The organism is Streptomyces sp. PCS3-D2, assembly GCF_000612545.2.
Classification (GTDB): domain Bacteria; phylum Actinomycetota; class Actinomycetes; order Streptomycetales; family Streptomycetaceae; genus Streptomyces.
Genome location: NZ_CP097800.1, coordinates 6,211,019 through 6,230,336, shown reverse-complemented (window position 1 = coordinate 6,230,336; position 19,318 = coordinate 6,211,019). Strand labels below are relative to the sequence as shown.

17 protein-coding genes are annotated in these 19,318 nt (G+C 72.5%); 4 read left to right on the top strand and 13 right to left on the bottom strand.

Annotation, left to right across the window (positions count from 1 at the left end):
• Window positions 1-222 precede the first annotated feature (222 nt).
• The 6 genes from cobT to AW27_RS27845 all read right to left on the bottom strand — a co-directional run bounded on the left by cobT (window position 223) and on the right by AW27_RS27845 (window position 8,706).
• On the bottom strand, window positions 223-3,489 hold the full coding sequence (gene cobT, locus AW27_RS27870) for a nicotinate-nucleotide--dimethylbenzimidazole phosphoribosyltransferase (protein WP_037925980.1): 3,267 nt from the start codon (window positions 3,487-3,489) through the stop codon (window positions 223-225).
• Between the two features lie 275 nt (window positions 3,490-3,764).
• On the bottom strand, window positions 3,765-4,967 hold the full coding sequence (gene cbiE / locus AW27_RS27865) for a precorrin-6y C5,15-methyltransferase (decarboxylating) subunit CbiE (RefSeq protein ID WP_037925978.1): 1,203 nt from the start codon (window positions 4,965-4,967) through the stop codon (window positions 3,765-3,767).
• Between the two features lie 61 nt (window positions 4,968-5,028).
• Window positions 5,029-5,745 (bottom strand): GNAT family N-acetyltransferase, encoded by a 717-nt coding sequence (locus AW27_RS27860; RefSeq protein WP_037925977.1) that lies wholly within the window; start codon window positions 5,743-5,745, stop codon window positions 5,029-5,031.
• Between the two features lie 259 nt (window positions 5,746-6,004).
• Window positions 6,005-6,868 carry a MetQ/NlpA family ABC transporter substrate-binding protein gene (locus tag AW27_RS27855; protein WP_037925976.1) on the bottom strand — a complete coding sequence of 288 codons (864 nt, stop codon included), beginning with the start codon at window positions 6,866-6,868 and terminating at the stop codon, window positions 6,005-6,007.
• Between the two features lie 114 nt (window positions 6,869-6,982).
• On the bottom strand, window positions 6,983-7,651 hold the full coding sequence (locus tag AW27_RS27850; protein WP_037925969.1) for a methionine ABC transporter permease: 669 nt from the start codon (window positions 7,649-7,651) through the stop codon (window positions 6,983-6,985).
• Window positions 7,648-8,706 carry a methionine ABC transporter ATP-binding protein gene (locus tag AW27_RS27845; protein WP_037925967.1) on the bottom strand — a complete coding sequence of 353 codons (1,059 nt, stop codon included), beginning with the start codon at window positions 8,704-8,706 and terminating at the stop codon, window positions 7,648-7,650. The genes AW27_RS27850 and AW27_RS27845 overlap by 4 nt, the downstream gene beginning before the upstream one ends.
• Window positions 8,707-9,318: 612 nt before the next feature.
• On the opposite strand from AW27_RS27845, the gene AW27_RS27840 reads away from it, so the two are divergent.
• Window positions 9,319-9,687: a hypothetical protein gene (locus tag AW27_RS27840; protein WP_037925965.1), complete on the top strand. Its 369-nt coding sequence runs from the start codon at window positions 9,319-9,321 to the stop codon at window positions 9,685-9,687.
• A complete protein-coding gene (locus AW27_RS27835) occupies window positions 9,680-10,099 on the top strand; it encodes a hypothetical protein (protein ID WP_037925963.1) in 420 nt (139 codons plus the stop codon). Before AW27_RS27840 ends, AW27_RS27835 begins: the two co-directional genes overlap by 8 nt.
• A gap of 7 nt (window positions 10,100-10,106) precedes the next feature.
• Here the strand turns inward: AW27_RS27835 and AW27_RS27830 are convergent, their stop codons facing one another.
• From AW27_RS27830 to AW27_RS27820, 3 genes are all read right to left on the bottom strand, one after another.
• A complete protein-coding gene (locus AW27_RS27830) occupies window positions 10,107-10,613 on the bottom strand; it encodes a GNAT family N-acetyltransferase (RefSeq protein WP_037925960.1) in 507 nt (168 codons plus the stop codon).
• Between the two features lie 37 nt (window positions 10,614-10,650).
• Window positions 10,651-11,214 (bottom strand): RNA polymerase sigma factor, encoded by a 564-nt coding sequence (locus AW27_RS27825; RefSeq protein ID WP_078556861.1) that lies wholly within the window; start codon window positions 11,212-11,214, stop codon window positions 10,651-10,653.
• A gap of 73 nt (window positions 11,215-11,287) precedes the next feature.
• Window positions 11,288-12,457, bottom strand: a complete 1,170-nt coding sequence (locus AW27_RS27820) for a glycerophosphodiester phosphodiesterase (RefSeq protein WP_037925955.1) — start codon at window positions 12,455-12,457, stop codon at window positions 11,288-11,290.
• 325 nt (window positions 12,458-12,782) lie between these two features.
• On the opposite strand from AW27_RS27820, the gene AW27_RS27815 reads away from it, so the two are divergent.
• Window positions 12,783-13,412, top strand: coding sequence for a lysophospholipid acyltransferase family protein (locus tag AW27_RS27815; RefSeq protein WP_037926483.1), 630 nt, complete (start codon window positions 12,783-12,785; stop codon window positions 13,410-13,412).
• A 58-nt stretch (window positions 13,413-13,470) separates the two neighbouring features.
• On the opposite strand, the gene AW27_RS27810 is transcribed toward AW27_RS27815, so the two are convergent.
• The 3 genes from AW27_RS27810 to AW27_RS27800 all read right to left on the bottom strand — a co-directional run bounded on the left by AW27_RS27810 (window position 13,471) and on the right by AW27_RS27800 (window position 17,113).
• The gene (locus tag AW27_RS27810) at window positions 13,471-14,946 is read right to left on the bottom strand and encodes a hypothetical protein (RefSeq protein WP_037926481.1); all 1,476 of its coding nucleotides are present in this window, start codon (window positions 14,944-14,946) and stop codon (window positions 13,471-13,473) included.
• A 74-nt stretch (window positions 14,947-15,020) separates the two neighbouring features.
• Window positions 15,021-16,565, bottom strand: coding sequence for an MFS transporter (locus tag AW27_RS27805; RefSeq protein WP_037925952.1), 1,545 nt, complete (start codon window positions 16,563-16,565; stop codon window positions 15,021-15,023).
• Window positions 16,562-17,113, bottom strand: a complete 552-nt coding sequence (locus tag AW27_RS27800) for a TetR/AcrR family transcriptional regulator (RefSeq protein WP_037925951.1) — start codon at window positions 17,111-17,113, stop codon at window positions 16,562-16,564. The genes AW27_RS27805 and AW27_RS27800 overlap by 4 nt, the downstream gene beginning before the upstream one ends.
• Window positions 17,114-17,201: 88 nt before the next feature.
• Between AW27_RS27800 and AW27_RS27795 the strand changes: the two genes are divergently transcribed.
• A complete protein-coding gene (locus tag AW27_RS27795; RefSeq protein WP_037925948.1) occupies window positions 17,202-17,711 on the top strand; it encodes an HAD domain-containing protein in 510 nt (169 codons plus the stop codon).
• A 174-nt stretch (window positions 17,712-17,885) separates the two neighbouring features.
• Here the strand turns inward: AW27_RS27795 and argH are convergent, their stop codons facing one another.
• On the bottom strand, window positions 17,886-19,316 hold the full coding sequence (gene argH / locus AW27_RS27790; RefSeq protein ID WP_037925946.1) for an argininosuccinate lyase: 1,431 nt from the start codon (window positions 19,314-19,316) through the stop codon (window positions 17,886-17,888).
• Between the last annotated feature and the right edge of the window lie 2 nt (window positions 19,317-19,318).

Below are 19,318 nucleotides of genomic sequence, written 5' to 3'. Positions count from 1 at the left end.
CCCAGCGCCTCGGGCGCCGGAAGGTCCGGTCGTGCGCGCGGCGGTCCGGCCGGGGCCGCGAGGGCTTCGCGGCGGGGCGGCGCCGCTCCGGTGGTCTCCGCGGGGTGCGGGCCGGCGCCGTGCCGGCGGGGCCCGCCCGGCCGGGGCCCGCGGGGCATCCCGGAGGGGCGCCGCCTCACGGCACTCCGTGGGACAGGCCCGCTCCGGGGGCTGGCCCGGGCCCTACTTCTCGGTGACGCCCGCCGAGTCGAAGGTGGCGACCTCGTGCATCGCGCGGGCCGCACTCTGGACCAGCGGGAGGGCCAGCAGGGCGCCCGTGCCCTCGCCCAGGCGCAGGTCCAGGTCGACCAGCGGCCGCAGGCCCAGCTTGTTCAGGGCCGCCACGTGGCCCGGCTCGGCGCTGCGGTGGCCCGCGATGCAGGCGGACAGGGACTCGGGCGCGATGGCGCGGGCCACCAGGGCGGCGGCGCCGGCGCTGACGCCGTCCAGGAGCACCGGTGTGCGCAGGGACGCGCCGCCCAGCAGGAGACCGACGATGGCCGCGTGCTCCAGGCCGCCGATCGCCGCGAGGACGCCGATCGGGTCCGCCGGATCCGGCTGGTGGAGTTCGAGGGCACGGCGGACGACGTCGACCTTGCGGGCGTGGGTCTCGTCGTTGATGCCCGTTCCGCGGCCGGTGACCTCGGACGGGTCGACGCCCGTGAAGACCGAGATGAGGGCGGCGGAGACGGTGGTGTTCGCGATGCCCATCTCGCCCGTCAGGAGCGCCTTGTTCCCGGCCGCGACCAGGTCGCGGGCCGTCTCGATGCCCACCTCGATGGCGGCGACGGCCTCCTCGCGGGTCATCGCGGGGCCGGTGGAGAGGTCTGCCGTGCCGGGGCGGACCTTGCGCGGCAGCAGGCCGGGGGTGGCCGGGAGGTCCCCGGCGACACCGACGTCGACCACGCAGACCTCGGCGCCGACCTGGTTGGCGAAGGCGTTGCAGACCGCTCCGCCGCCCAGGAAGTTGGCCACCATCTGGGTGGTGACCTCCTGCGGCCAGGGGGTCACGCCCTGGGCGTGGACGCCATGGTCCCCGGCGAAGATCGCGACCGCCGCCGGCTCCGGGATCGGCGGCGGGCAGACCCGGGACAGACCCGCGAGCTGAGCGGAGATGATCTCCAGCATGCCGAGGGCCCCGGCGGGCTTGGTCATGCGCTTCTGCCGCTCCCATGCCTCGCCGAGCGCCTTGGCGTCGAGCGGGCGGATGCTGGCGACCGTCTCGGAGAGGAGGTCGTGCGGCTCCTCTCCGGGCAGGGCGCGGCGGCCGTAGGTCTCCTCGTGCACCACCCAGGAGAGCGGGCGCCGCTGCGACCAGCCGGCCTGGGCCAGCTCGGGCTCCTCCGGGAACTCGTCGACGTAGCCGACGCACAGGTACGCGACGACCTCCAGGTGCTCCGGCAGGCCGAGCTCGCGCACCATCTCGCGCTCGTCGAAGAAGCTGACCCAGCCGACGCCGAGGCCCTCGGCGCGCGCGGCGAGCCAGAGGTTCTCGACGGCGAGGGCCGAGGAGTACGGGGCCATCTGCGGCTGGGTGTGCCGGCCGAGGGTGTGGCGGCCGCCGCGGGTGGGGTCGGCGGTGACGACGATGTTCACCGGGGTGTCGAGGATGGCCTCGATCTTGAGTTCCTTGAACTGCTTCGCCCGGCCCTTGGGCAGCGACTTCGCATACGCCTCGCGCTGGCGCTGGGCGAGCTCGTGCATCGTCCGGCGGGTCTCGGCCGAGCGGATGACGACGAAGTCCCAGGGCTGGGAGTGGCCGACGCTGGGCGCGGTGTGGGCCGCCTCCAGGACGCGGAGCAGCACCTCGTGCGGGATCGGGTCGGTCCGGAAGCCCTTGCGGATGTCACGGCGCTCGCGCATGACGCGCAGGACGGCCTCGCGCTCGGCGTCGTCGTAGCCGGGGGCCGGGTCACCGGCGACGGGTTCGACCGTGACGGGCGTCCCGGGCAGGGCGCCGGGTTCCGACTCTGCGGCGACGGCCTCGGCCGGCGCGGACACGACGGGCTCGGACACGACTGGCACGACGGGCTCGGCGGGCTCCGTAGCGGCGACGGCCTCGGCCACCGGCTCCGCGGCCACCGGCTCGGGAGCCACGGGAGCCACGGCCTCGGCCGGCACCGGCGGGACCGGCTCGACGACGACGGCCTCGACGGACGCAACCGGCTCGGCCTCCGCCGGAACGGCGACCGGATCGGGCACAACCTGCTCGGCGGGCTCCGCGGCGGCGACCGCCTCGGCCACGACCTGCTCGGCCACGACCTGCTCAGGCACGACCTGCTCAGGCACGACCTGCTCGGCGGGCTCCGCGGCGGCGACGGCCTCGACCGACGGCTCCGCGGCCACCGGCTCGGGAGCCACGGGAGCCACGGCCTCGGCCGGCACCGGCGGGACCGGCCCGCCGACGACGGCCTCGACGGACGCAACCGGCTCGGCCTCCGCCGGAACGGCGACCGGATCGGGCACGACCGCCTCGGGAGCGGTTGCAGGAGCCGCCGCGGCCACGGGCGCGGGAGGCTCCGCCGGCACGGCGATCGCCTCGGCCGGAACGTCCTCGGGCTGCGCCGGCTGAGCCGACGGCCGTGCCGCCACGGCCGTCGGCTCCGGCTCGGGCTCCACGGTGGTCGGTACGGGCGCGGGGGCCTCGGCCGGCTCGGGGGCCCGGGCGGCCTCGGCCTGCGCCGGCGCGGGGACCGGCTCCGCCGTCCACGGCGCCCCGGCCTGCGGCGGGACCTCGCCGAGCTGCGGGGCCGGCTCCTGGGCGGCCTCCGCACGCGGGACGTCCAGGTACTCGGGCCCGACGGTCGGGGGGCCGGCCTGGTGGAGCGGGGTGGCGGGCACGGCGGCGGCGACCGCGGAGGCGAGCGGGGCGGGCTGGGCGGGCGCGGTGGCCGGCCCGCGGTCCGCGAGGGAGCGTACGACTCCGCCGGTCGCGTCGGGCACCGGCGGGCCCATGTGCAGCGGGCGCCGGACGGAGGCCGCGGAGGCCTCCGGAGCCGCGGGCGGCGGGACGACGAGCCCGCCGAGGTCGAGCGCACCGGAATCCCGGCCGCCCGTCTCGTGGGCGCCGGCGCTGTAGGAGCCGTCGGGGAAGCCCGGCTGGGGGAACTCGGTGTACGCGACCGGTTCCGGGTACGCCGCCGGGGCACCGGGGTAGGCGGGCACGGAGCCGTAGGACGCGTCGGTGTACATCGGCGGCTCGCCGAGCTGGGGATCCACCGGGAAGGCCGGGGCCTGCGGGACGACCTGCGGGTCGCTCCAGGAGCCCTGGCCGCTCGGCATGAGCAGCAGCTCCTCGTCTTCCGGCTCGGCCGGGTTGTCCATGAGGTCCTGGAAGGCGTACCCGGGCATCGGTGCCGGGATCTGGACCGGCGCGGGGATGCCCTGCTGATCCACCATGCCCGTGTTGTCCGGGAGACCCTCGCCCGGGACCTGGCCGGTGTCAGTCATGCTTACCCCTCGCCCATCGGTGTTGCCTCTTCGATCACCCGGTCGCCCACGAGGCCTCCGAGCGGAGCTGCCGTGCGGTGTCGCGGGTGCGACGAGTCCGTCCCACGCGCACCTGCACGACAACCAGTAAGCATTGTCGCGCCCGTTCGCGATCGTGGCGGCCATAACCACCACGGTCCTCTGTGGACTGCGCCACGTCGCGTGTCCGAGCCGTGGCGCGATGCCCGAAACGTCGGCGCGGTACGACGATCGGCCAGCCTACCCCGGCCCCCGTCTCAGCGGGTCACGGGGCGCTGGGCTGCCAGGAGGAACACCACGGAACGGTCCTGTTCGACCCACGTGCGGGGGTCCAGGCCGACGGCCTGGAGGAGGGCGCACTCGACCTCGTAACCGTGTTCGGCGAGGGTCCGGCCGATGGCCTCCGCGTCGTCGCGGGTGAAGGCGTGGCTGACGATCCGTTCGGGGCGCCGGTCGGCGACGGCCGCGACGACCTCGGCGCCTCCGCCGCCGACCCGGACGACGTCGGGTTCGGGCAGGTTCTCCAGGACGTGCGGTGCCCGCCCGGCGACGAACTGCAGTTGCACTCCGCGGTTGCGGGCCGCGGCGGTCACCCGCTCGCGGGCTGCGGGGTCGGCGTCGACGGCGATGACGGCGGCGCCGAGGGCGGCGGCGTCCACGGCCACACCGCCTGATCCGGTGCCGATGTCCCAGACCAGGTCGCCGGTGCGCGGGCCGAGCCGGGCGAGTTGCGCCGCGTGCAGCAGGGCCGACTCCCCCTCCCCCGCGCCGGCCTGTGGGCGGGCCCAGCCGCGTTCGCCGGAGTGGGCGGGGCCTTGGCCGAGGAGCCACGCCGGGTCACCGGCCGATGCCTGTACCGCGCCGCCGATGACGATGACGACGTTGGGGTCGCGCCAGCTGTGGTCGGCGGCCTTGTCGGAGGTCAGGACGCTCACCTGCTCGCGGTCCGTGCCGAGTTCCTCGCAGACGACGAAGGTGCGGTGGACTCCGTCGAGGAGCAGGGCGAGTTCGGCGGGCCCGGCACCGGGCGAGGTGAGGACGGCCACCTTGGGGTGGGCGCGACAGACGTTGACGGCCCGCCGCAGGGTGCGGGGGTGGGCGACAACGACCTGGGCGTCGTCCCAGGGCATGCCGGCGCGGGCGAAGGCGGCCGCGACGGAGGAGACGGCGGGGACGACCTCGACCTCCAGGCCGTGCTCCGGGGCGCGCAGGGTGCGTACGACGCCGAAGAAGCCCGGGTCACCGTCGGCGAGGACCACCGCGGTGCCGCGGTGGCCGGCGATGCGGCGGGCGGCCAGGCCCAGGCTGCCGAGGCGGATGCGCTCGGCGGTGGGCGGGACTTCGGGGAGCGCGAGGTGGTGGGCGGCTCCGGCCACGAGGGTTGCGGCGGACAGCGCGGACCGGGCGGCCGAGGTCAGGGGGGATCCGTCCCAGCCGATCACCGTGACCCGGTCGGCCATCGTCGTCTGTCTCCTGGTGTGGGGGGAGGGGCGGGCACGGTGAGACTACCCGGTCACCGGTTCACTTCCGGTCGGCGCCGACCGGCCGGCCGATCGCGTCGGACCGCTGTCCGGGGACCGTGTGGCCCGGGTGTGCGCCGTGGCCGCCGTAGGTGTCGTAGCTCTCGTACCCGTCGTACCCGTCGAAGTCGTCGTCCTCGTCGAGGTCCTCGGGCAGGAGGCTCCACACGATGAGGTCGGTGCGGGTGTCGACCCAGCCGCCGTCTGCCGTCTGCGTGCGCACGGTCCAGGCGTTGCGCAGGACCCCCTCGCTGATGCAGCCGATCTTCTGGGCGACCTGCTGGGAGGCGGTGTTGTCGGCGGCGGTGCGCAGTTCGAGGCGCTCGAACCCCTGCTCGCGGAACAGCCATCGTGCGACGGCCAGGACCGACTCGCCGGCGTAGCCCTCGCCACGGGCCCAGGGCGCGGTGATGTACCCCACCTCGGTGGCGCGGGTGCGCCAGTTGGTGTTGCGGAGGTGGACGATGCCCACGAGGCGCTGGGTGAGGAACTCGGTGACGGCGAAGACGATGCCGCCGCCCTCGGCGCGTTCGGCGTGGGAGTCGCGGGTGGCCCACGCGTGCGCGTCGGCCCGGGTGTAGGGGTGCGGCGCGGAGGTCCAGGCGATGGTGTTCTCGTCGTTCATCATCTCGGCGAGCGCGGTGACGTCCTCCTCCTCGAACGGGCGCAGCACCAGCCGTTCCGTGCTGATGGTGACGTCCGGGAAGGTGGTAGTCATGCGCAGCTCCATGCCTGAGAACGTGGTGCGACCGTGGTGCGATGCGACCGTGGTGTGGTCCCGTCGGTCGGTGCGGGACCTGATCCACGGTCGTAGGCCACAGCATGCAGCATCGAACGGGGTATGTGCAGGGCCGGGTTGCCCGGGAGCGGGCAGGACTCGGCTCCGGCAGCGGGCAGGACTCGGCCCCGCGCGCCGACAGGGGCGTGCGGGGCCGAGATGCATGACCGTCCGGGCCCGACCGGGGCGGTCGGCGGGGTCAGGAGGCGGGGGTGCCGAAGGCCGGGACGACCGAGCCCTGGTACTTCTCCTCGATGAACTTCTTGACGTCGTCGGAGTTCAGGAGCTTGGCGAGCTTCTGGATCCGCGGGTCGCCCTGGTTGCCGTCCTTGACCGCGAGGAAGTTGGCGTACGGGTTGCCCTCGGCCTTCTCCAGGACGAGTGCGTCCTTGGCGGGCGCCAGGTCGGCCTCGAGGGCGTAGTTGCCGTTGATGACCGCGGCATCGACGTCGCCCAGGGCGCGCGGGACCGTGGCGGCCTCCAGCTCCTTGAACTCCAGGCCCTTCTTGTCGGTGATGTCGGACAGCTTGGCGCTGGTGCCGACCCCCTCCTTGAGGGTGATCAGGTTGTTCGCGGCCAGCAGCTGGAGCGCGCGCCCTTCGTTGGTGGTGTCGTTGGGCACGGCGATGGTCTGGCCGGCCTTGATGTCGGAGAGCGCCTTGACCTTCTTGGAGTAGAGGCCGAGGGGTTCCAGGTGCACGTTCACGACGGGGACGACGTGGGTGCCGTTCTTCTTGTTGAAGTCGTCGAGGTACGGCTTGTGCTGGAAGTAGTTGCCGTCGACCTGGCCCTGCTCGGTGGCGGTGTTGGGCAGGACGTAGTCGGTGAACTCCTTGACCTCCAGCGTGAGGCCTTCCTTCGCCGCGAGCTTGTCCTTGACGAAGTCGAGGATGTCGGCGTGGGGGCTGGGGGAGGCCGCGATGACAAGCGGCTTGCTCTCGTCCGCCGTGCCGCCGTCGGCCTTGGCGGAGGACGGGTCCGAGGAGCTGCCGCAGGCGGTGAGGCCGAGGGTCAGCGCGGTGGCGGTGGCGGCGAGGGCGGTGAGCTTGGTGTTCTTACGCACGAAGAGTGCCTTTCTTGCTGAACAAGTACCGAGGACTTGCTGGTGGTGGCCCAAGCACGACAAGTGCGGGCTCTGTGGGGAAATCAGTGGGGGTCGCGGCCCGTGGTGTGGCGGTCAGGCCGTCCGGCCGCGGCGGGCCAGGAGGCGGACGGCGCCGTCGCCGATCAGCTGGACCACGGTGACGAGGGCGACGAGGACCACGACCGTGGCGACCATGAAGCCGGTCTCGAAGCGTTGGAAGCCGTACGTGATGGCCTTGGAGCCGAGTCCTTCACCGCCGACGGCGCCCGCCATGGCGGAGTAGCCGACGAGGGTGATGACGGTGGTGGTGACGCCGGCGACCAGGGAGGGCAGGGCCTGCGGCAGGAGCACCTTGCCGACCAGGGTGGGGATGCCGCCGCCCATGGACTCGACGGCTTCGACGAGGCCGTGGTCCACCTCGCGGACGGAGGTCTCGACGAGCCGGGCGAAGAAGGGGATCGCACCGACGGCGAGCGGGACGATCATGGCGGTGGGGCCGATGAAGGTGCCGACGACGGCGGTGGTGACCGGGATCAGGAAGATCAGCAGGATGATGAACGGCAGCGAGCGGCCGATGTTCACGATCACGCCGAGGACCTTGTTGAGCGGCTGGTTCTGCAGCAGGCCGCCCTTGTCGGTCAGGACGAGCAGGATGCCGATGGGCAGTCCGCCGACCACGGTGACCAGGGTGGACCACAGGACCATGTAGAGGGTGTCGTAGGTGCCCTGGGTGAGCAGGGGCTGCATCTCGGACCAGGTCACTGGGCACCGTCCTTGACCAGTTCGGCCAGTTCGTTGTCGATGTCGATGTCGATGTCGTCGACGACGTCGACCTGGAGGCCCTGCTCGCGCAGGAAGCCGACGGGCACGACGTTGTCCTCGTAGCGGCCGGGCAGTTCGATGCGCATGCGGCCGATCAGCCGGCCGGCGACGGTGTCCATCGCGGCGCCGAGGATCGAGATGTCGATGTTGTACGTACGCGAGAGCTGCGAGATGACCGGCTGGGCGGCGGCCTCGCCGTGGAAGGTGACGTCCACGACCGTGCGGTCGGGGCCGGTGGCCGTGCCGGTGACCGGGAAGAGCTCGTCGGCGAGCTCGGAGCCGGGGGTGGCGAGCAGCTCGGCGACCGTGCCGGACTCGACGATGCGGCCCTTCTTCATCAGCGCGGCCGAGTCGCAGACGGTCTTGACGACGTCCATCTCGTGCGTGATGAGCAGTACGGTGAGGCCGAGCTGCTGGTTGAGGTCGCGCAGCAGCTTCAGGACGGAGCGGGTGGTCTCGGGATCAAGGGCGCTGGTGGCCTCGTCGGAGAGCAGCACCTTGGGGTCGCCGGCCAGGGCGCGGGCGATGCCGACGCGCTGCTTCTGGCCGCCGGAGAGCTGGGCGGGGTAGGCCTTGGCCTTATCGCCGAGGCCGACCAGGTCGAGGAGTTCGAGGGCCTTGCGGGAGCGCTCGCGGCCGGAGACGCCGAGGATCTCCAGGGGCAGCTCGATGTTGGCCTGGACGGTGCGCGAGGACAGCAGGTTGAAGTGCTGGAAGACCATGCCGATGCGGCTGCGGGCCTCGCGGAGTTCCTTGCCGGCCCGTCGGCCGCGGCCGGCGAGCGCCGTGAGGTCGACCCCGTCGACGTGCACGGTGCCGGTGGTGGGGCGCTCCAGCAGGTTCACGCAGCGGATCAGGGAGGACTTGCCCGCGCCGCTCTGGCCGATGACTCCGTATACCTCGCCCTCGCGGACGTGGAGGTCGACGCCGTCCAGGGCGGTGACCTCGCGGCCACGGGACTGGTAGACCTTCGTGAGGCCCGATGTGGTGATCACAGGAATTCCGTCGCTGTCGAGTGCACGGCGCAGCGGGCTGCCGGGCACGGGGCAAACATCTGGGGACGCGATACGGGACGAACCGTCAGAAATCGATGGCGTCGACGTGTGCGCGGGGCATGAGCAGGCCGGGTGGTCCATCCGGTGGGGACGCACTGGCGCTGCCGGTCTCGCTTCGGGGCGCGAGGCTCAGGAAGGGGCCCTCAGAAGGCGCGCATTCGACACATACAGCGAGCACCGGGCGTCATGGTCGCCTCGGTCGCAAGGGTGCGGCTGCTCGTCGTGGTCATGGGCCCAGTAAAGCAGACCTGACCCCTCACCGATCAAAACTGTCCGGATACCGGACATTTTTCGGCCGCATACCGGACACCATCGGCCGAACGCAGCCACCCGCCCCACCCGGCCGATCATGCCGCCGACCTGCGCCGACACGGCGTCCCGGGCCGCCCCCCCGACCACCTGCCGGGGTCGGGCGGCGGGCACCTCTGTGGTCAAGACCACGGTCCGGCCGACGACGCGGGGGACGGCGCCCGGGAGCGGCGGCCACGTGGGGACCGCCGCGGGAGAAGGGGCGCGCGCCCGGGGCTCTCCGGCCCGTAATACCCTCGCTGCATGCTCGACGCCCTGACGGTCGCCATCGGCGTGGCCGCACTCGCCCTCGCCGCCTGGTGCGGTTTCGCCGCGCTGCGGGACCAGCCGACCAAGGACTGGCACTTCATCGGCATGGCCGTCGTGACCGTACTGGTCCTGGCCCAGCTGGTGATCGGCCTGGTCCAGCTGGGCCGGGGCGAGAGGCCCGACGAGGGCTCGGTGATCTTCGTGGCCTACCTGCTCGGCGCCTTCGCCGCGGTACCGGCCGCCGGGCTGCTCTCCCTGACCGAGCGGACCAAGTGGGGATCGGTGACGGTGGCCGCGGGCGCGGTCGTCCTCGCCGTCCTCGAAGTACGGCTCTACGACATCTGGGGAACCGCCGGTGCCTGACGCTGACACGACGACCGCCGCCCCCGCCGGGCGCAAGCGGCTGGTCTCCGGACCCGGGCTGCTGCTGGTGTGGCTCTACGGGGTGATGGTGGTGGGCGCGGTCTCCCGGTCGGCCTTCCAGATCTCCACCGAGTTCGACCGGGCGCCGCTGGCCTACTCGCTGTCCGCGGTGGCGGCGCTGGCGTACGCCTTCATCACCTACTCGCTCGTGCGCGGCGGCGAGACGGCGCGCCGGGCTGCACTGGCCTGCTGCGCCGCGGAGTTGGCGGGCGTACTGGCCGTGGGCACCTGGACCCTGGTGCGCCCGGAGTCCTTCCCCGACACCACCGTCTGGTCGCAGTTCGGCATGGGCTATCTGTTCATCCCGGTGATCCTGCCGATCACCGGGATGCTGTGGCTGCGCAGGCGCTGACGCCGGGTCAGGCGCTGACCGCGAAGTCGGTGGGGGCCTTGGCGTCCTTCTCCAGGATCACCAACTGCACGCCGTCGGACGCCGTGCGCCCGCCGACCTTCACATAGCCGGCCTTGCGGTAGAGGCGCAGGTTGGACTCGCTCTTGTGACCGGTGTGCAGGCGGAAGCGGGTCGCGGTGCCGGGGCTCGCGAGGGCCTCCTCCACAGCGCGCAGCAGGCGCGCGCCGAGCCCGTGGCCCTGCAGGCGCGGGTGGACGCAGAGTTTGGCGATCTTCGCGGTGCCCTCCTCGTCCACACTGCCGCGCACGGTGCCGACGACCTCGTCGCCGAGCCGGGCCACGAGGACGGTGTCCTTCGCGAGCTCCCCCTTCAGGGAGTCCAGGGACTGGGTGAGCGGCTGGATGAGGTAGTTGCCGTACAGCTCTGCCTCGCGCTGGAAAGCCAGGTACTGCAGTTTGAAGATCTGCTCGGCGTCCTCGGCGACCGCCGCCGAAATGGTCACGCTCATGCCCATGTGCGCATGCCTCCAGCTCACCTGGTAGCCCGTTGGTCTACCGCTCCCTTCCCCGAAGGCCAGGAGCCGCAACCTCTGCCGCGAGCATTCTGCGCAGACATCCCAGGCAACGGGAACGCACGGGCCCTAAACTTCCTTGTGAGATACCCAACTCTCCTGCGATTTCACGGTATGTGAGGTCCCTGGGCGAAAGAAGTGCCCTCATCAGCTCGGGACAGCGTCCGGGCAACCGGGCGACGGCCGACCGCAGGACGCGGTTCTCCTCGCCGTGCAGCAGGGCGTCTTCGGGTGCGCTCCCACTGGCGGCACGGGGCTGCGGACCGTCGTCCGCGGAGTGGCTGCGGTGGCCGTAGGGGATCTCGCGGCTGGCCCGGCGGCGGGCCAGCCTGGCCTCCGCCCGTACCGCCCGGCGCAGCCAGCGGGCCGGTTCGGCGGGGTCTTCGGGATCGGGCGCGCGGCGGCCGCTCTCCAGCAGCCTGACCCAGACGGCTTGTTCGAGGTCGGCCGCGTCCACTCCGGCGGCCGGGGCCTCGGCCGCAGCCTCCGCGGAGAGCAGCGGGCCCAGCCCGGTCACGAGGTCGGGGTCCTTCAGCAGGTCCATGCCGAGCGGGACGAGCGGGACCTGCCCGGCGGTTTCCCTGCCGGGCGAGGCCCACTCGTTCGGGAAGCGGCGCTCAGCCGTTGACGGGGCGCCGGCCCGGCCGGAAGGCCTCGGCAGCGAGCAGCCCGGTGTCCGGGTTGTCGGTGAAAATGCCGTCGATGCCCTGCTCGAAGTAGGTGCGGAAGACCCCGAGGGCATCGCCGTAGGCGGCCGGATCCGTACCCCTGCGGTACTCGGCCGGCAGGAAGCTGTTCTCGTTGCGCGCGGTGTAGGGGTGCAGCAGCAGCCCCCGGGCGTGGGCGTCCCTGACCAGGGTGGTCGGAGCGCCGAGGCGGCCGGCCGCGTCGCGCGGGAGGATCAGGTCCATGGTGGGGCCGATGCCCTGGGCGAACCCGGCGATCCACCGGAGGCCCTCGGGCTTGACCAGGTCGGCGACCGTGCGCGGGTCCCCCGCCCGTTCGAAGTCCCAGGGGCGGGTACCCGCACCGGAGAGCAGTACCACGCGGGGTGCGGAGACCAGCCGGGACAGCCGCTGGATGCTGGAGGGCTCGAAGGACTGGAGGAAGACGGCGGCGTTCCGGCCGTCGCGCCCGTACCGACGCAGCAGTCGGGCGAGGGGCTCCTCCAGGCCGAGGCCCAGGCCACGGAAATAGCTGGGGTGCTTGGTCTCGACGTGCAGCCAGACCGGCTCGCCGCGCCGCCGGCCCTCGCGGTCGGCCCAGCGGAGCACCTCTTCGAAGGTGGGGACGGCCCACTGGCCGTCGTAGAGCGTGTTGCGCTGGCGGAGGGCGGGGATGCGCTCCTTGGCGCGCAGGGTCTTCAGCTCGGCGAGGGTGAAGTCCTCGGTGAACCAGCCGGTGACCGAAACCCCGTCGACGGACTTGGTGGTGCGCCGGGAGGCGAACTCGGGGTGGTCTGCGACGTCGGTGGTCCCGCCGATCTCGTTCTCGTGGCGGCACACCAGGTGGCCGTCGCGGGTCGGGACCAGGTCCTGCTCCACGATGTCCGCCCCGAGGTCGAGGGCCAGCTGGTAGGAGCCGAGCGTGTGCTCGGGCCGGTAGCCGCTGGCGCCGCGGTGGCCGATGACCGCCGGGTACGGCAGGCCCCGGTAGCCCTGGGCGCCGTGCCCGCCGCCCACGGCGGACGCGGAGGCCGGTCCCGCCGCGAGAGGGGTGATCCCCGCCCCCGCCGCCAGGACCGCCGCCCCCAGGACCGTGCGCCGCGCTGCCCCACCCTGTGTCATGAGTGCCACTCCTCGTCATGAAAGGGGCCGGCGGTCCCGGGACCTGTGGCGTCACGGCATCCCGCGGCCCGCGATCGGCGTGCCGATGGTAGACAGAGGGGGTGGCCGCAGGGGGTGTCTCGGAGGCACATCCGGGGAACATGGCGAAAACACGCGTCAACAATGCGTATCCGACACGTGAACCCGATGTGCGCTCGGAGCTGACCCGCGAGTATCGTCCTCACCTGCCCCCACCGCCGAGCGGTGGGGGCGCGAGCCTCTTTTCGATGCCGGAGGGCCCACGTTGTTCCGTACGAAGCTCATCAAAGCCACTGTCGGACCGGTCATGCGCACGATGTTCCGCACCCGCGTGGAGGGCGTCGAGAACATCCCCGGCTCCGGACCGGTGATTCTGGCGGGCAACCACCTCACCTTCATCGACTCCATGATCCTGCCCCTGGTGTGCGACCGCACGGTCCACTTCATCGGCAAGGACGAGTACGTGACCGGCAAGGGCGTCAAGGGCCGGCTCATGGCGTGGTTCTTCACCGGCGCCGGGATGATCCCCGTCGACCGGGACGGCGCCAACGGCGGCGTGGCGGCCCTGATGACCGGCCGCAGGATCCTCGAAGAGGGCAAGATCTTCGGCATCTACCCCGAGGGCACCCGCTCCCCCGACGGCCGGCTCTACCGGGGCCGCACCGGCATCGCCCGCCTCACCCTGATGACCGGCGCCCCCGTGGTGCCGTTCGCGATGATCGGCACGGACAAGCTGCAGCCCGGCGGCGCCGGGATGCCACGCCCGGGCCGGGTGACCGTCCGCTTCGGCAAGCCGATGGAGTTCTCCCGCTACGAGGGCATGGACCGCGACCGGTACGTGCTGCGTGCGGTGACGGACTCGGTGATGGCCGAGGTCATGCGGCTCTCCGGCCAGGAGTACGTCGACATGTACGCCACCAAGGCGAAGGCCGCCTGACGCTCGCGGCCTCCGCGGCCTCCGCGGCCTCCGCCGCTCTCCAGGTCCTCCGCGGCCCTCACTGCCGCCTCAGTGACCGGCTGACGCCCGCCGCCGTCGTGGTGGCGAGGATCCAGCCGGTCACGATCAGCACGTACGACAGCCACTGGTACCAGCCGCTCGGCGCGAAGGCCTCCTCCTGACCGAAGCCGATGATCGGCATCATCAGGTCGATGGTGTAGAAGACGGCGTTGAAGTCCGGCGCCTCGCCCTGCTTGAGCGGGCGCGGGGGCTCCAGCGCGAACGCGATCGCCCCGGTGAGCAGCAGCGCCGTCAGCCAGCCGGCCGCGCGCAGCGGCCGGAAGCCGTAGCCCACGGTCGCGTCCTGCAGGAGTCCCCACAGGCGCGTGTGCCGGGGCAGCGTGCGGCGGTGCCGGCGCAGTTTGGCGAGCATGACCGTGCGGGCCGCCTCCTCGTCACCCGCGGTGCGGTAGGCCGCGGCCAGCTGTTCGTACGGGTACGGGAGGTAGCCTGCCTCGCCGGTCTCCAGCGCGGCCAGCCGCTCCTCGGCGGGCAGGTGCGGGCCCAGCGTGCGGTACGTCAGACCGTCCAGGCGCAGCGGGTCGCGCCAGGTGCCGGGCCGCATGTTCAGCAGGTCGAACTGGGATCGCCTGAGGTTCACGCTGCCCCGTACGTCTTCGCAGGACGGCAGCCACACCTCGCCGACGGTGCAGCTGGAGGCGCGCAGGGCGATGCCGCCCGGGTTCTCCAGAACGGCGCGGGCGAGGTTGAGGCGGCCGGGTATCCGCGAGCCGGTGAGGTTGACGCGGCCCTGCGTCCGGGCCCGCGCGGCGTGCAGGTTGGTGCCGACCGAGAGGGTTTCGGCGTGCAGGGCGATGCCACCGGGGGCGAGCAGGCGCGCGTCGTCGAGGCTGACCTGGCCGCCGACGACGGCTCCGTTGAGGCGGAGCTGTCCGTGGACGGTCAGGTCGTTGGCGATGATGTCGGTGCCGATCTCCGCGTGGTTGAGCTGGAGCGGGGGTTCGTCCGCCTCCTCGCCCGCCGTGGGGCCGACGACCGCGCCCTGGAGAAAGAGGCCGCCGGATACCTTGGCGCCCTGGAGCCGCACGGGGCCGCTGATCCGGCAGCAGGAGAGCCGCAGGACGACGTCGACGCGCAGGGTGGCCGCGGTGAGGCCGGGCAGGGTGGAGTAGCCGAGGACCAGGGCCTTCAGCTGGGCGCCGTACAGGAGCGGTTTGCGTTCGAACCAGCAGTCGCGCATCCGGATCGGGTGGTCGATCACCGCGTAGCGCAGGTCGAGCTTGCCGACGATCCTCGCGCCCTTGATCTTGAGCCCGGCGACCCGGCCGTCGACGGCGGGGGCGGCACCGAGCAGGAGGGCGCGCAGCACCTCGGCACGCAGCGTGCGACCGGGTCCCCAGCCGGCCCCGTCGACGGAGCTGTCCTCGGGGTGCTCCCGGAAGTCGATGCCGTCACCGCGCGGGAAGGCCTCCCATACGCGGCGCTCGGCCGGGGTCAGATCGTCGATCTCCATCGCCGGGATGGTGTCCCGGGGTTCCATGGGCTGTCAACCAGGGCCGGGACACCCTCTCTTGACGCGGCGTCGGGTCAGTGCTCGACGCTCTCCTGGAGCCGCTGGCCCCTGAGCAGGAACCAGGCGGCCACGGCGGTGGCCAGCAGGACGGCCGCGCCGGCTCCGGAGGCCAGCCTCAGGCCGTCGACAAAGGCGTCCTGGGCGGCTCCGACCATGTGGGCGGCGGTCTGCGGGTCCAGTGCCCCGGCAGCCTCGACGGCCCCGCCGAGGGACTCGTGCGCGGCGTCGGCGACGGGTCCGCTGACGGAGGCCGGGGCGGTGAAGCCCTGGTAGACGCCGGTGACGATGGAGCCGAGCAGGGCGATACCGAGGGCGGCACCCAGCTCGTACGCCGTCTCGGAGACGGCGGAGGCCGATCCGGCCTGCTCCTTGGGCACGCTGGAGAGGATCACGTCGGCGGTGACGGTGAAGGAGAAGCCGGCGCCGAGGCCGACGACGAGCAGGGCCGCGCCGAGCAGCGGGTATCCGCTCTCCTTGTGAATCATGGTCAGGACGGCCAGTGCGGCGCCGATGGCGGCGAGGCCGCCGGTCACCACGGAGCGCACCGAGTACCTGCGGGCGTACCGGCCCGCGACCAGCCCGGTGACCACCGCGCCGATGGCGGCGGGCAGTTCGGCCAGGCCTGCCTCGAGCGGGCCGCGGTCCTGGACGAGCTGGAGGAACTGGGAGAGGAAGAAGACCAGTCCGGACAGGCCGAAGACGGTGAGCAGGTCGGCGAGGACGGCGCCGGAGAAGCCGCGGTGCCGGAAGAGCCGCATGTCGAGGAGCGGGGACGGCAGGGTGAACTGGCGGCGGACGAAAGCGTAGAGGGCGCCGGCGCCGAGGATCGCGGCGACCGCGACCTCCCAGGTCATGCCGTGCGTGGCGGCTTCCTTGACGGCGTAGACCACGCCGATGACGCCGACGAGGGACAGGCCGACGCTGAGCAGGTCCCAGGGGCCGGCGACCGGGTTCCGGGACTCGGGAAGCAGCTTGATCCCGACGAGGACCAGGGCGATCATCACGGGGAGGTTGATGAGGAAGACCGAGCCCCACCAGAAGTGCTGGAGGAGGGCTCCGCCGACGACCGGGCCGATGGCCGCTCCGGCCGAGGCGGTGGCGCCCCAGATGCCGATGGCGAGACTGCGCTCCCGCGGGTCGGTGAAGATGTTGCGGATCAGCGCGAGGGTGGACGGCATCAGGGTGGCACCGGCCACGCCGAGCAGGGCGCGGGCGACGATCATCATCTCGGGACTGGTGGCGTAGGCGTTCAGGACCGAGACGGCGCCGAAGGCGGTGGCGCCGGCGAGGAGCAGCTTCTTGCGGCCTATGCGGTCCCCGAGGGAGCCCATGGACACCAGGAGTCCGGCGATGACGAAGGAGTAGATGTCGCCGATCCACAGCAGCTGGGTGCCGGAGGGCTTGAGGTCTTCGCTGAGTGAGGGCGTGGCCAGGCCGAGGACCGTGGCGTCGACCGCGACGAGCAGCACGGCCAGGACGAGCACGGAGAGCGCGAGCCAGCGTCCGCGGCTCCTTTCCTCCACCCCCGTCCGACGCGCCAGCTGTTCGGTACGACTCATTTCTCCACACTCCGTCGGGCGCCACCGAGCAGCAGCTCGGTGATCATGTACTGGAAGTCCTTCGCGGCGACCCGGCCGTCCATGACGGCCCAGGCGCAGCTGCCGATGAGGCCGTAGAGGGCCTCGGTGAGCCAGGCGGGGCTCAGGTCGATGCGGATGTCGCCCTCTTCCTGGCCGCGCCGGAACAGGGCGGTGACCCGGGCGTCGAGCCGGGCCCAGCCCTCGTTGACCTCGTCGCCCTCGAACAGCTGGTTCTCGGTGACGAGGAAGGCCAGCAGCTCGGCGTTGGGCTCGGCCTCGGCGACGAGGCGCCGGAGCGCCTCCACCGCGGTGCCCTCGTCGAGGCGGGCGTTGTCGAACGCCACTTCGAACTCCCGGATGCCGAGATCTTCGAGGGCGCGTACGAGGGCGTCACGTCCGGCGAAGTGCCGGTGGAGGGTGGCGCGCCCGATTCCGGCGGCGCGGGCGACCTCGTCCATCGTGGCGGTCGATTTGCGGGAGAGCAGGGCGGCCGCATCGCGGAGCACCTGGTCACGATCCATGGCCATGAGACAAGTGTACCCCAATTGAGACGCCAACGTCTCACTCAGAGAAAAATGGAATGCCTGCGGGCATCCGGAACGGAATCCTGCCGCGATGAAGCCACTGCTGCTGATCGACGTGGACGGCCCCCTGAACCCCTACGCGGCCCGGGCCCAGCGCCGCCCCGCGGGGTACTCCACCCACCGGATGCGGCCGACGGGCTGGTCCGAGAAGGAACGCGCGAAGCCGCTGCGGGTCTGGCTGAACCACGGCCACGGCCCGGAGCTGATCGCGCTCGCGAGAGCGTACGAGCTGGTCTGGGCGACCACCTGGAAGGACGAGGCCAACGACTGGATAGGCCCTCTTCTGGGCCTGCCCCGGCTTCCGTTCGTCGACTGGCCGGTGATGCACGGCCGGGCGCCGGCCGGCACCTTCTGGAAGACCCAGTACATCCTGGAGTATGCGGGCGAGCGGCCTTTCGCCTGGATCGACGACGACATCACGGCGATGGACCGCGAGTGGGTCGACCGCCACCACCCGGCGCGGACCCTGCTGATGCGCGTCGACGAGCAGATCGGCCTGGTGCGGGAGGACTTCGACGCCCTGGCGAACTGGGCCGCGTGACGCGGAACACCGGGCGGCCGATGCGGACCGGGTCGGTGGCGGACGCGCCGGAGGGGCGGCGGGAGCACCGGGCTCCCGCCGCCCCTCCGGGGGTTCCGCCGCGTGCGGACGTACAGGCCCGGACCCGGGTCGGCGGGCGTGCGGGCCGCAGGGCGGCGGGGACTGTGGGGATGGCTACTGCTTGTGGACGGCCCAGGCGTGCTGGATGACCAGGTCGGCCTTCAGTTCGTTCAGCTGGGCCGCGACCGCCGAGGGGGCGGTGCCGCCGCGGCCGTTGCGGGAGGCGAGCGCGCCCCGGACGTTCAGGACGGTGCGCACCTCGGGGGTCAGGTGCTCCGAGATCTTCGCGAACTGCTCGTCCGTGAGCTCGTCCAGCTCGATGCCGAGCCCCTCGCACTCCTTGACGCACTCGCCTGCCACCTCGTGCGCCACGCGGAACGGAACGCCCTGCTTGACCAGCCACTCCGCGATGTCGGTGGCGAGCGAGAAGCCCGCCGGGGCCAGCTCCTCCATCCGCTCCCGGTTGACGGTGAGCGTGGCCATCATGCCGGTGAAGGCCGGCAGCAGGACCTCCAGGGTGTCGCAGGAGTCGAAGACCGGCTCCTTGTCCTCCTGGAGGTCCCGGTTGTAGGCCAGGGGCAGGGCCTTGAGGGTGGCGAGCAGACCCGTCAGATTGCCGATGAGGCGGCCGGACTTGCCGCGCGCCAGCTCCGCGATGTCCGGGTTCTTCTTCTGCGGCATGATCGACGAGCCCGTGGAGAAGGCGTCGTGCAGGGTCACGAAGGAGAACTCCTTCGTGTTCCAGATGATGATCTCCTCCGCGATCCGGGACAGGTTGATCCCGATCATCGCGGTGACGAAGGCGAACTCGGCGACGAAGTCGCGCGAGGCCGTGCCGTCGATCGAATTGCCCACCGAGCCCCGCTCGAAGCCCAGCTCCGCGGCAACGGCCTCCGGGTCCAGGCCCAGCGAGGAACCGGCCAGCGCGCCGGAGCCGTACGGGGAGACCGCCGTACGGGTGTCCCACTGCCGCAGCCGCTCCGCGTCCCGGGACAGCGACTGCACGTGGGCCAGCACGTGGTGGGCGAAGAGCACCGGCTGCGCGTGCTGGAGGTGGGTGCGGCCCGGCATCGCCACGTCCGCGTGGCTCTCGGCGAGGCCGACCAGCGCGTCCTGGAGGTCGGCGATGAGGCCGCCGATGATGCGGGCGTGGTCGCGCAGGTACATCCGGAAGAGGGTGGCCACCTGGTCGTTGCGGGACCGTCCGGCCCGCAGCTTGCCGCCGAGATCGGCGCCGAGCCGCTCCAGCAGGCCCCGCTCCAGCGCGGTGTGCACGTCCTCGTCGGCGATGGTGCCGGTGAAGGAGCCGTCGGCGACATCCGCCTCCAGCCGGTCCAGGCCGTCGATCATGCGCGTGAGCTCGTCGGCCGTGAGCAGTCCCGCCGTGTGCAGCACACGGGCGTGGGCGCGCGAGCCGGCGATGTCGTAGGGCGCGAGGCGCCAGTCGAAGTGGACCGACGCGGACAGCTTCGCGAGGGCCTCGGCGGGGCCGTCGGCGAACCGGCCGCCCCAGAGCCGGACGTCACCAGCGTTGTTGCTGCTCACAG